This window comes from Flavobacterium sp. 28YEA47A, from assembly GCF_041262125.1.
Taxonomy (GTDB): Bacteria; Bacteroidota; Bacteroidia; order Flavobacteriales; family Flavobacteriaceae; genus Flavobacterium.
On record NZ_JBGCCI010000003.1, the window covers coordinates 62,645 to 75,478 of the forward strand.

The window sequence follows — 12,834 nt, forward strand, 5'->3', positions numbered from 1 at the left end:
TCCTAAGAATTCGCGTTCTAACTGTAAATTTATTTCTAAATACTTCTACAAAGAAACACATACCATGCAAAAATTTCAGCTTGAATTATTATTTCAGATTATCGGAATCGGTTCTGCTTCCGGATTGGTTTTCAGAGACAATTCTCTCTTTATAATTTCCGACAATAGCAGCGTACTTTATGAATACCATATTAACAGCAAAAAACTGGAATCCCATAAAATAATAGAAACAGCAGCTGGCGTCCCAACAGAAAATATTCCAAAAGCCCAAAAACCCGATTTCGAAGCCATTGCCGACTTTGGAGAAGACTGCTATATTTTTGGTTCCGGCTCTACAGAAAACCGAAACAAAATGGTGCATTTTGACGCGGATAAAAAAGAAATAATCAAAGAAACAGATGTGACCGATCTTTATCTGGTTATGCAAAGTTTTGGAAATATAAAATCGGAAGATTTCAATATTGAAGGAGCTGTTTATAACGGTGAAAACTGGTTTCTTTTTAACCGAGGCAATGGCGCTTCTGGCAAAAACGGAATTTTTACCATTGGCGGAAATAACCTGACCGATGATTTTTCTGTTTTGTATAATTCCTATAAGCTGCCCAAAATAAAAGGAATCCAGAGTTCTTTTACAGATGCCGTTCGCATTGATGGAAAAATTTACTTTTTAGCGACTGTCGAAAACACCAAATCAACCTATGATGACGGAGCGGTTCTTGGAACGTTTATCGGCAGACTGGACATCGAAAAAATGAAAATTGATTTTACCCAAAAGATAACCGATACGCATAAATTTGAAGGACTTACGGTTTACAAGGAAAACGAAAAGACAATCGAATTTTTGCTTTGCGAAGACAAAGACAACGACGACTTGAAATCGGACATATATAAACTCACACTTGATAAATGATTTGAGATTTTGGATTTTTGATTTGGGATTTTTGATTTATACCTAGCTGAAACCTAAATTTATGATGTAAGATTTTTGATTTATGCCCAAACTGAAATCCGAAATCAAAAATCTAAAATCTTAATTTTTTTCCCTTCATCCCAACCTTTTTATCATTTTCTCTCTCTATACAGGAAAGACATTTATTGTGATAGACGAAAAACTAATTACAGCCTGCAAAAAAATGCAACGGGACGCACAGCGTCAGGTGTATGAGCTTTTGGCTCCTAAGCTGTACCGGACTTGCAAGCGGTACCTAAAGAAAGAGGAAGAAATAGAAGAAGCGTTGGCCGATGCTTTCTACACTATTTTTACGAAAATCGATCAATTGAAGGAAGTTCGGGCTTTTGAAGCCTGGGCCAGAAAGATTGCGGTCAATCAATGCTTACTGTCGCTCAAGAAAAACATCAACTTCAACATGTATCTTGACGACGTGAAAATCATTTCACAGCCGATTACAAATCACGCGACCGATCTAGAGGAAGAAGATCTGCTCAACCTGCTGAATTTTATTCCCGAAGGATGCCGAACCATTTTTAACCTTTTTGCCATTGAGGGCTATTCTCATAAAGAGATTGCCAAGATGCTTGATATTTCAGAAGGAACGTCTAAATCACAACTGAATGTCTCGAAGACCAAACTAAAAGAACTGGTCAATAACCTTTATTATCAAAAAGCAAAATAGTGATGGAAAATCAAGATAAAATATTCGAACAATTCAAAGACGCCTCCAAAAAGGCTGAAACGAAAGACTTTCCTGCTATGGAAAAAGTCTGGGCTCGTGTTGAAGAAAAGCTGGATAAAAAAGACGATAAAAGAACAATAGCGCTCTGGAAAAAAATTGGGATTGCTGCTTCACTTCTTTTGTTCTTTTCTTTAGGATACCAATTTCTAAAAACAGACGAAAACACAATCGATACGCCAAAAAATCCTATAGTAACCCAGGAAAAAGAAAATACAATTTCCAATTCTGAAAAAGAAGTCATTGTTGATAATTCTGATGTTACTACAAAACCTGAAAAGACAGAGACTACAACATCTAAAATTATCAAAAGTAAGGCTGTCAGTATAAAAACAGATGATGCTGTGGCGATTAGTGAGGACCCTGGTGAGAACAAGTTTAGAGAAGAAGCCCTAAGTAAAATTTCAGCAAAGACTGCCGAAATAGCCCAAGCCCAACCAAAAGAAGAAATACTTAAAGAAGCTCAAATTACTGTTACCGAAACCAAAATTGATCCGGTTACAAAAGGAAAAATTATTACCGGAATTGTTGTCGATAATCAACAATTGCCATTGCCAGGCGTGAATGTAGTTGTCAAAGGAACAACCCGTGGCACGCAGACTGATTTTGACGGAAAATATAGCATAGCGGTTAATCCAAACGAACAGCTAGCTTTTTCTTATATAGGTTATCAATCAAAAGTTGCACCCGTTAAAGACAATTCCAAACTGGATATTGCCTTATCAGAAGAATCCGGAACGCTCAATGAGGTAATAGTAACTGGATATACATATAGAAAAAGACAGAGAGAATCAGCTTCAGTATCTGTAGCTGATGAAAAGGCTCTTAAATCAAAACGCAAATCGAAAAAAGAAGCGGCATTGGCTTCACCAAATTCTTCTAATGATGGATATGTGGCTAACACTTCAGATAACAGGACTTCTAGAAATGGTGATACTAATAACAATGCTATCTATCAATCGTTACAAGGAGCAACTACAGGTTTGAATATAGCTACAGGAAGTGGGCAGCCTGGCGAAAACTCAACTATTGTTCTTAGATGTGTTGGAGCAGTCAATGGTACTAATGAGCCGTTGTATATTGTTGATGGCATGCCCGTGGATGAAGAAGGTTTCAAAAGTATCAATCAGAACGAAATCAAAGAAATTACTGTTTTAAAAGATGCTTCGGCAACAGCAATTTATGGCAGCAGTGGTGCTAATGGAGTAATTGTAGTTAAAACTAAACTTTCTAAAAGAGAGTTGAGAAAAAGATTCAGGGAATTAAAGCAAAAGAAAAACACCGAAGTTTATAAAATAAATGAACATACAGAAGACTATAATCCGTTTGTAGAAAATCCGTTTGAAAGTCCTAAAAATAATCCGCTTTCTACTTTTTCGATTGATGTGGATAATGCTTCATATACCAACATACGCCGATTTATAAATAACGGCCAGGAAGTACCAAAGGATGCAGTTCGTGTAGAAGAAATGGTTAATTTCTTCAAATACAACTATCCGCAGCCAAAGGGAGATAATCCGTTTTCTATACAAACAGAATACAGCGATGCCCCATGGAATCCAAAACATAAATTATTGAAAATCGGATTGCAGGGAAAAATTATCCCGACAGAAAAACTGCCGGCTTCCAATCTGGTCTTTTTGATTGATGTTTCAGGTTCAATGGACGAGGACAACAAATTGCCATTGCTAAAACAGTCAATGAAAATTCTGATTGAGGAACTCAGAAAAGAAGATAAGGTTTCTATTGTAGTATATGCCGGAGCTGCCGGAATGGTCTTGCCTCCTACTTCTGGAAACGATAAAAAAGCTATTCTTGATGCCATAGAAAAATTAAGTGCGGGAGGAAGCACCGCAGGCGGCGAAGGAATTGAACTGGCGTATAAGATCGCTCAGGAAAATTTTATCAAAAATGGAAATAATCGGGTTCTTTTGGCAACCGATGGCGACTTTAATGTAGGGAAATCATCTAATGCAGACATGGAAACCCTTATAGAAGAAAAAAGAAAATCGGGTGTTTTCCTGACCTGTCTGGGTTATGGCATGGGGAATTATAAGGATAGCAAAATGCAGATTCTAGCCAATAAAGGAAATGGCAACTATGCCTATATCGACAATATACAGGAAGCTAACCGCTTTTTAGGAAAGGAATTCAAAGGCACTCTGTTCGCTATTGCAAAAGATGTAAAAATCCAGATCGAATTCAATCCAAAACACGTTCAATCGTATCGCCTGATTGGTTATGAAAGCAGAAAGTTAAAAGCCGAAGATTTCACTAATGATACAGTTGATGCCGGCGAATTAGGAAGCGGACACACCGTTACGGCCTTATATGAAGTTATTCCTACCGGAGTTGAAAGTGAATTTTCTAATAAAATGCCGGAGTTGAAGTATACAAAAACGGAAGAAAACGGAACTGTTTATAATGATGAATTGGCTACTATAAAATTTCGATATAAAAAACCAGATGGTGATAAAAGTATCGAACTGGTAAATGTTGTTGAGAACAGGTCAATTCCATTGAACAGCACTTCTGATGATTTTAAATTTTCTGCCGCAGTTGCATGGTTTGGATTAAAACTGAGAGATTCAAAGCTAATCCCGAACAAATCTTCAAAAGACATCAAGAAACTAGCAAAAGAAGGTTTATCTCATGATGAAGATGGCTATAAAGCAGAGTTTATCCGATTAGTAGAAAGTGCAAAATAAAGAAACATGAAAAAGTATATTTATATAATCGTACTATTGATTTCATCATTTGCATTTGGCCAAACTCAAAATGAAGTTGGATGCACTAAATATCTTGCCATGTCTGCCAAAACAAACTTTGAAAATGACCTTAAAGGCAATAAAATCACTATTTATCTTCGGGGAGGAATTGTTTCCGTAATCAAAAACGAAGATCTAGTATTCCAAAAAAAATATGGAGTCAATTATCATGATTCCGGTTGTGTAGCAACAAAAGATTTTGACTATTATAGAATGTACAACCATCACGTATTTGCCTATTTATCCGGTAAATTTGGAGACGATTGGAAGAAAGAATTAAACACCAATGCTTTTGGTATAAAGTAGCAAAAATCAAAAACCGATAGCCTAAGACTATCGGTTTTTTTTATTTATTGAAATTTCAGGCGTATTTCCGTGCCTTTTGATTCTTCACTTAGAATAGCTAATTCGCAGTTTATTTTTTCGGCCAAATTCACAACCAACTGCAAGCCAACTCCTGTTCCTTGTTCGTTGTTTGTTCCTCTTCGCGATGAATTACTGTTTTGCAGTATATCATTAATCATCGCTTCAGACTTTCCTATTCCATTGTCCCTGACACTTAAATTATTACCAAAAGATTCGATAGCAATAGTACCATTCTGAGGCGTAAACTTAATGGCATTCGAAATGAGGTTTCTAATAATTATGGTTACGATTTCAATATCCGAACTTATTTTAAGGTCATCAACAGCAATAGTAATGCTGATATTCTTGCCTTCATAAGATGATTTATAGATTTCCAGAATATTTGCTATCACTACCCGAAAGTCAATTTCAACAAGGTTCAATTTTATCGTATTGAAATTCAGCTTCGCCCAATTGAGTGTATTGTCTAACAATTCCAATACTTGTTTGGACTGCTCATTAATCATTTTGATCAGGGATGCAAACTCATCAGTCGAAATTTCAGTGTTTGCCGCCATAGACGATATCGACATCAGATTGGCAACCGGACTTCTCAAATCGTGTCCTAAAATAGACAGCATCCGGTCGTTATTCTTGTTGATGTTTTTTAATTCTTCCTGAAAATGGATTTCCTTATCCAAGTCAATAAAGGCAACCACATGGATCTTATTGATAACGCAAGCCTTCACTTCATACCATCTGATCGACCCATTTTTGCAGGTTACGTGTGATTTGCTTTTGACAAAAACTTTGCCTTCCTGCTGGGACAAGATTTCTTCCTGATCCCATGTAGAAATGACTTTATCTCTATAATCGTCATTTGGATAGGCTTTAGAATACCATGCTTCAATAGTTGGAATCTCATCAAGCGTGTATCCAATTTCTTCCAGAAATTTTTCGTTTAAGTAGGTATTGAGATGTTGATTATCTATAACCTCAGCAATAATAAATGGATAAGGCAAGAAGTCAGCAACACCTTGCAATTCTATCCTTGAATTTCTTAAACGATTTATTTCGTCAGGAATCATATATTTCTGATTTTGTAAGCAATTTAATCATTAAATTACATCAATCAGAAATTATTTCTCGATCTCGCGCAGGCTGTCCATTTTTTTATGTTCCAAGAAACCTTTGATGTCTTCAAAGTGCTCTTTTACACGCTTGTTTCCGAATTCGAAAACTTTTGTCGCCAAACCATCCAAGAAATCACGGTCGTGGGAAACTAAAATCAAGGTTCCATCAAAATCACGAAGTGCGTCTTTGATGATGTCTTTTGTTTTCATATCAAGGTGGTTTGAAGGCTCATCCAGAATCAGCAAATTTACAGGCTCAAGCAACAATTTAATCATTGCCAGACGTGTTTTTTCACCGCCAGAAAGCACCTTTACCTTTTTAGTAGTATCATCTCCGTGAAACATAAATGCTCCCAGGATATTTTTAATTTGTGTTCTAACTTCTCCAACTGCGATATTATCGATAGTCTCAAAAATCGTAGCATTTTCATCTAATAAAGAAGCCTGATTTTGGGCAAAATAACCAATTTGTGCATTGTGACCTATTTCTACAGAACCACTATCAATTCCAATTTCTTTCATGATAGCCTTAATCATCGTCGATTTTCCTTCTCCGTTTTTTCCAACGAAAGCTACCTTCTGTCCTCTTTCAATTACGATATTAGCATCTTTGAAAACTACGTGGTCGCCATAAGATTTGGATAAATCTTTTACAACCACAGGATAATTTCCGGAACGGGCTGCTGGTGGAAATTTCAGTTTTAATGCAGATGTATCCACCTCATCAACCTGTACAATAACCAATTTTTCAAGCATTTTAACACGTGATTGTACGGCGTCCGTTTTAGAAAAAGTTCCTCTAAAACGATCTATAAAAGCCTGGTTGTCAGCAATCATTTTTTGCTGCTCGTCATAGGCTTTTTGCTGGTGTATTCTTCTGTCTTTTCTTAATTCCAGATAGTGCGAATATTTGGCTTTGTAGTCGTAAATCCTACCCATTGTTACCTCAATCGTACGGTTCGTGATGTTGTCGACAAAAGCCCTATCGTGAGAAATAACGACAACAGCTTTAGCCGAATTAATCAAGAAATCCTCCAACCATTGAATAGATTCGATATCCATGTGGTTAGTAGGCTCATCCAAAAGAATCAGGTCGGGTTTCTGCAAAAGGATTTTTGCCAATTCGATACGCATTCTCCAACCTCCGGAAAACTCAGAAGTTTGGCGTGAAAAATCTTCTCTTACGAAACCTAATCCCATCAAGATTTTCTCGACTTCTGCTTCATAATTTACTTCTTCAATCGCATAAAACTTCTCGCTCAGGTCAGAAACTCTTTCAATCAATTTCATATAGTCGTCAGATTCATAATCTGTACGGACAGTCAATTGTTCGTTCAGTTCATCAATCTCAGCCTTCATTTTGAAAATTTCACTGAATGCTTTTGAGGCTTCTTCCATTACCGTAGATCCATCTTTCGTCAATAAATGCTGTGGTAAATAGGCGATTACAGCTTCTTTTGGAGCAGAAATATTCCCACCAGACGGTTTGTTTTGACCTGCTATTATTTTTAGAAGCGTCGATTTTCCGGCTCCATTTTTACCCATAAGGGCTATCTTGTCGTTTTCATTTATGGAAAAAGTGACATCACTAAAAAGCGTGGTTCCTCCAAACTGTACTGAAATATCGTTTACTGTAATCATCTGATTTGCTATGAAATTGATTGTAAAATTGGGCTTCCCTAATTTTTGAAGGTGCAAAGATAACGCAATTAAGGAATTAGGCAATCTGAAAAAACTGCTAATCCTAGTAGAGAATTCAAAATTAATTGACTTATATTTATGGTAAAGATTTTACTAATGTCTAAAATTACACCTTTTTATACGCGACTAGCCCATGTTCTGGTTTCCATTATCTGCGTGTTCTATCTTGCTATTATAGGAGAAACGCTGCTGGCACCGCTAATTTTTGCCTTTCTGTTTTCATTATTGCTGCTTCCGTTTGCTAATTTTTTAGAAAAGCGTTGGAAGTTTCCGCGTTCGTTATCATCGGCTACCGTATTGTTGGCTTTAGTTCTTACCATTACGTCTATAGCCTATCTGCTTTTGAACCAATTGAGCGACCTGACTAATGACCTGCCCGCCTTTAAAGAGCAATTATTGGCTACTTCAACAACCTTACAGGATTGGGTTTCAAACACTTTTAATATTGACAATCACGAACAGATCAGTTATATCAATTCAGCTACCACTGAGGCTTTAAGTAAAGGAACTTCTATATTAGGCCAGACTTTGTTATCGGTTTCGTCGGTTATGCTTTTTCTGGTATTTATATTTTTATATACCTTTTTTATATTGCTTCACCGCAGACTGCTACTTAATTTTTTAGTTTCGCTATTCAGAGAAGAACATTCTTCTATTGTATATGATGTGGTTTTCAACATACAATATATTGTCAAGAAATATATAGTCGGGCTTTTTCTCCAAATGCTTATTGTATCAGTACTAGCCTGCACCACTTTCGAAATTATAGGAATAAAATATGCTTTCTTACTGGGGCTAATTACAGGAATTTTTAATATTATTCCGTATATCGGTATATTGACTTCGCTCATCCTTACTGTCTTGTTGACTTTTACAACAATGAATTCTACGTCGGTACTGCTGGTTATTTTCAGCGTCTTTCTGATTCATTTGATTGACAGTAATTATGTCATGCCTAAGATTGTAGGTTCTAAAGTAAAGATAAATACGCTTACTGCGCTACTTGGATTGGTTTTAGGAGAATTAATCTGGGGTATTAAAGGAATGTTTTTATCTATTCCTATTATTGCTATTTTTAAAGTAATTTTTGACCGGATTGACGGACTAAAACCGTGGGGCTATGTTCTAGGTGAAGACGACAGTGCCCCGAAAGTTCCCGTTACGGAAACCGAAAAAGCCATCATTGAAAAAATGGAAGAACCCGAATAGTTAGCTATTCGGGTTTTTTATTTCATACCAGGCTTGTTGAATGCCTTCATCATCAAAGAAATTCACAAAATGCATTCCTGCTTTTTCAAGAACTTTTCGGGAGGCGAAATTGTCAAAATCAGCATAAGCATTGATTTTTTCCAGCTTCATTTCGTTAAAGCCAAAATCAACAAAAGCCTTTGCTGTTTCATAGGCATATCCTTTTCCCCAATGTTTTTCTATAAAACGGTAACCTAAATCGTAATAGGTATCATGTCCGTTCACATTCTTATTTTTTTTTAATCCAGACCAACCAATAAATTCGCCTGTCTCTTTTAAAATTACTGCCCAGCGACCTATCCCATTTTCAAGATATTGCTGTCGGATATTTGTAATGGCTTCACGAACTTGCTCAATATCAGTAACCGGATTCTTTCCAAGATACGTATGTACAGCCGGATTAGAATCCAATTCAAACATACCTGTATCATCAGAAGGCTGCAGCTCACGCAACAATAATCTTTCGGTTTCGAAAGAAGTTCTCATAGGCCCATTTTTTTAAAGATTCATTTTGAAATCTGTAATTATCGGATCGGCTTTTCCATATTTCGATTCATCGATAAAAATTTCAACAGCAATACTGCCGCCAGTTCCTAAGACAATTGCAGACTGGTTGTTATTTCTCATAAGCGTCTCAATCCCTGCTTCTTCTAATTTTGTTTTTAAAGCTATTGCCATAACCTCACTACCCGAGAATACTTTCATTAGTCCCATTTCTTTATTTTTTTTAGTTATTTATTCTGTTTCTTCTTCCTCTATGTCATCCATCTCAAAAAACAGAGGCTCAACCATAATTCTGTCTGCAAAGAATTCCACTCTTTCCGTGATATTTTCAGAAAAGAAAATCCTTTGTGTCTTACCCATCGATTCCGAAATTCTTGCCAGTTTGGTATCAAAACGCAATCGCAGCAGATCGTCAGTATCTTCAATGATAAACATTTTCAAACGGTTAACATCAAATCCTGCCGATGAAAACATATCACTCAATCGGTTTGGTGTTCCAATCAAAACATCGATTCCCAGAGAAATATGGTTTTTATCGAAATCTATATCGCCTTTATCGTGAACGCCATACACTCTAAGATCTGTATAGTTTCCAAACTTTTCGAAAAGCTGCTTCATTTCTATCATTTTCTCTTTGCTCTCAACAACAATCAGGGCTCTTGGCGATTCTTCAAATGCTTTTTCAAGCCTTTGGATCACGTTAAGCACCAATGTTGTGGTTTTCCCAGATTTTGCCGGGGCAATGATTACGCAATCTGCACCACTTTTTATGGTTGAAAAAGTCTCCTGTTGCATTTCGTTGGCTTCAACAAGGCCGTTTTCGACCAAAGCTCGTTGAAGGTTTTCGTTTATTTTTTTCAGTTTCATTTTAATCGTATAACTCCCTGAGCTGTTTTTCAGGGAAGCCTTTTATTTGCTGGCAAAAAGCTTTACATCAGTTTCGGAAATTTCGTTTCCTCCCAGGATGATTAAGCGCTCAACCACGTTTCTTAATTCTCGTATGTTTCCTGTCCAATCGTATTCTTTCAAAAGAGCAATCGCTTCATCAGAAAACTGTTTTGGTACATTTCCTTGCTCAGTGGCAATTTTTTCGGTAAAGTGACGTATCAGTAAAGGGATGTCATCACGTCTGTCGTTTAACGCCGGAACTTTAATCAAAATAACTGCCAATCTGTGATATAAATCCTCTCGGAAACGGCCTTCTTCGATTTCTTTTTTCAAGTCTTTGTTAGTAGCGGCAACTACCCTAACATCTACTTTGATATCTTTATCAGCACCTACTCTTGTTATGATGTTTTCCTGCAAAGCACGCAATACTTTGGCTTGGGCAGAAAGGCTCATATCACCAATTTCATCAAGAAAAATGGTTCCTTTATCAGCCGCTTCAAACTTCCCAGCCCTGTCTTTTACAGCAGAAGTAAAAGCTCCTTTGACATGACCGAATAATTCGCTTTCAATCAATTCAGAAGGAATTGCAGCACAATTTACTTCTATCAAAGGTGCCGCAGAACGCTCGCTTCTTTCGTGAAGCTGGTGCGCGACCAGTTCTTTTCCGGTTCCATTAGGCCCCGTAATCAGAACTCTTGCATCAGTCTGGGCAACTTTTTCAATAATCTGTTTGATATGGTTGATGGCTTCGCTATCACCTATCATTTCATAATTTTTGCTGACCTTTTTCTTCAGTATTTTATTTTCAACCACAAGTTTTTTTCTATCCAACGCATTGCGAACGGTATTCAGAAGCCTGTTCAAATCCGGTGGTTTTGAAATATAGTCGAAAGCTCCGAGACGCATTGTATTGATAGCCGTTTCCAAGTCGCCATGTCCTGAAATCATAACCATCGGGATTTCCGGCTTGATTTTTTTAACGGCTTCAAGTACTTCAACGCCATCCATTTTAGGCATTTTGATATCGCAAAGCACTAAATCGTAATCGTCATTTTTAATCTTATCAAGACCTTGCTGGCCATCTTCGGCTTCTTCAACAACATACGAGTCATTTTCTTCTGAAAGAATTTTTGTCAATACTCTTCTGATTGCAGCCTCGTCTTCTATAACTAATATTTTGGGCATATTTTATTTTTTACTTTGCGTTTATCTAATATTTAAGCCATTTGTATAACTCTTTCCAGGTTGGTTTTTTGCCATACATCAATATACCGATTCTGTAAATTTTTGAAGCAAACCATACCACCAAAAAGAAAGTTCCAAACAGCAATACCAAAGAAACTACTATTTGCCACCACGGCACACCAAAAGGAATTCGCATCAGCATTACGATTGGCGAGGTAAGCGGAATAAATGAAAATACGGTTGCTACTGTTCCGTGCGGATCGTTCAGCACGCTAAAGAATCCTACATAAACACCTAGCATCAATGGCAATATAATTGGCAAAAGAAACTGCTGCGAATCGGTTTCATTATCAACCGCTGCACCAATTGCCGCATAAATAGAACTGTATAAAAAGTAGCCTCCAACAAAATAAATGATAAAGGAAACCAGCAATGTTGCAATTGGCAGGTTTCTAAATTCATTGGCATATAGCTGCATATTGGCAGCCATACCTTCGTTAGCTGACGCCATCATTTCCGGAGACATTGATGGTGAAGCTCCGATGTTGATTCCCAAAAATGCGGAAGCAACAAACAAAAGAATTCCTCCAAGCAATGCCCAGATAACAAACTGCAATACGCCCGCTAAAGAAGTCCCTATGATCTTACCCATCATTAGCTGAAACGGCTTTACCGATGAAATAATAATTTCAATAATACGGTTGGTTTTTTCTTCAATAACGCTTCGCATCACCATATTACCGTAAATAATGATAAACATCATAATCAGGTAGCCAAATGCAGCACCTATAAAAATCTTAATTTCATTCAGTCCTTTTACCGTTTCTTCTCCCGATGCTTTTGCCAGACTGATATCTACTTGTGCTTCAGCATTCTTGATGGCAAGCGTATCCAGATTGGCTTTTTCAAAATTTGATTTTGTGAGTTTTTGGGCAATTATGCTTTCCAGGTCGGCTATATACGAAAGGCTCGGGCTGTCATTGGAAATGTATTGTATTTTTTTAGCCAGTTCCTTATTGTCTTCCATTTTTGGAATGTATAATACGGCTTCGTATTTTTCTGCAACGATACTATCTTTCAACACTTTTAAATCGATTTTTGAGCGATCGAGATAATGGTATTCGTCAGAATTCTTGAATTCTTTAACAAAAAGATTGGTTTCATCATGGATTGCAATTTCCTTGACATCTGATTTCATCGTACTGAGATAGGCTACAAATGCTACAAGACCTACCATAAGCAACGGGCTCAGGAAAGTCATGACGATAAATGATTTGTTGCGGACTTTTGCAACGAATTCTCTTTTTATGATTAGTGATAATATACTCATTTTAGATTTTCGATTTGTGATTTAATGATTTCTGGCATGTT

General features: G+C 36.9%; 12 protein-coding genes. 5 read left to right on the forward strand and 7 right to left on the reverse strand.

Annotation, left to right across the window (positions count from 1 at the left end; genetic code table 11):
- Nucleotides 1-64 precede the first annotated feature (64 nt).
- From ABH942_RS04835 to ABH942_RS04850, 4 genes are all read left to right on the forward strand, one after another.
- Nucleotides 65-910: a hypothetical protein gene (locus tag ABH942_RS04835; protein WP_370029848.1), complete on the forward strand. Its 846-nt coding sequence runs from the start codon at nt 65-67 to the stop codon at nt 908-910.
- A 223-nt stretch (nt 911-1,133) separates the two neighbouring features.
- A complete protein-coding gene (locus ABH942_RS04840; RefSeq protein WP_370029849.1) occupies nt 1,134-1,634 on the forward strand; it encodes an RNA polymerase sigma factor in 501 nt (166 codons plus the stop codon).
- Between the two features lie 2 nt (nt 1,635-1,636).
- Entirely contained in the window at nt 1,637-4,399 is a 2,763-nt protein-coding gene (locus ABH942_RS04845) for a von Willebrand factor type A domain-containing protein (RefSeq protein WP_370029850.1), read from the forward strand.
- 6 nt (nt 4,400-4,405) lie between these two features.
- Complete coding sequence (locus tag ABH942_RS04850) at nt 4,406-4,765, forward strand: hypothetical protein (RefSeq protein WP_370029851.1); 360 nt, start codon at nt 4,406-4,408, stop codon at nt 4,763-4,765.
- A 44-nt stretch (nt 4,766-4,809) separates the two neighbouring features.
- Here the strand turns inward: ABH942_RS04850 and ABH942_RS04855 are convergent, their stop codons facing one another.
- Both ABH942_RS04855 and ABH942_RS04860 read right to left on the reverse strand, forming a co-directional pair.
- Nucleotides 4,810-5,892 (reverse strand): ATP-binding protein, encoded by a 1,083-nt coding sequence (locus ABH942_RS04855; protein WP_370029853.1) that lies wholly within the window; start codon nt 5,890-5,892, stop codon nt 4,810-4,812.
- Between the two features lie 51 nt (nt 5,893-5,943).
- Complete coding sequence (locus ABH942_RS04860) at nt 5,944-7,578, reverse strand: ABC-F family ATP-binding cassette domain-containing protein (RefSeq protein ID WP_370029854.1); 1,635 nt, start codon at nt 7,576-7,578, stop codon at nt 5,944-5,946.
- A gap of 156 nt (nt 7,579-7,734) precedes the next feature.
- Between ABH942_RS04860 and ABH942_RS04865 the strand changes: the two genes are divergently transcribed.
- Complete coding sequence (locus ABH942_RS04865) at nt 7,735-8,847, forward strand: AI-2E family transporter (RefSeq protein ID WP_370029855.1); 1,113 nt, start codon at nt 7,735-7,737, stop codon at nt 8,845-8,847.
- On the opposite strand, the gene ABH942_RS04870 is transcribed toward ABH942_RS04865, so the two are convergent.
- From ABH942_RS04870 to ABH942_RS04890, 5 genes are read right to left on the reverse strand one after another with little or no spacing between them, the layout of a single operon-like run.
- The gene (locus ABH942_RS04870) at nt 8,848-9,372 is read right to left on the reverse strand and encodes a GNAT family N-acetyltransferase (RefSeq protein WP_370029856.1); all 525 of its coding nucleotides are present in this window, start codon (nt 9,370-9,372) and stop codon (nt 8,848-8,850) included. It abuts the gene before it with no gap.
- A gap of 12 nt (nt 9,373-9,384) precedes the next feature.
- The gene (locus tag ABH942_RS04875; RefSeq protein ID WP_140002834.1) at nt 9,385-9,600 is read right to left on the reverse strand and encodes a putative signal transducing protein; all 216 of its coding nucleotides are present in this window, start codon (nt 9,598-9,600) and stop codon (nt 9,385-9,387) included.
- A 21-nt stretch (nt 9,601-9,621) separates the two neighbouring features.
- Nucleotides 9,622-10,257 carry a DEAD/DEAH box helicase gene (locus tag ABH942_RS04880; RefSeq protein ID WP_370029858.1) on the reverse strand — a complete coding sequence of 212 codons (636 nt, stop codon included), beginning with the start codon at nt 10,255-10,257 and terminating at the stop codon, nt 9,622-9,624.
- 42 nt (nt 10,258-10,299) lie between these two features.
- On the reverse strand, nt 10,300-11,463 hold the full coding sequence (locus ABH942_RS04885) for a sigma-54-dependent transcriptional regulator (protein ID WP_370029859.1): 1,164 nt from the start codon (nt 11,461-11,463) through the stop codon (nt 10,300-10,302).
- A 25-nt stretch (nt 11,464-11,488) separates the two neighbouring features.
- Entirely contained in the window at nt 11,489-12,793 is a 1,305-nt protein-coding gene (locus ABH942_RS04890) for an ABC transporter permease (protein ID WP_370029860.1), read from the reverse strand.
- Nucleotides 12,794-12,834 lie beyond the last annotated feature (41 nt).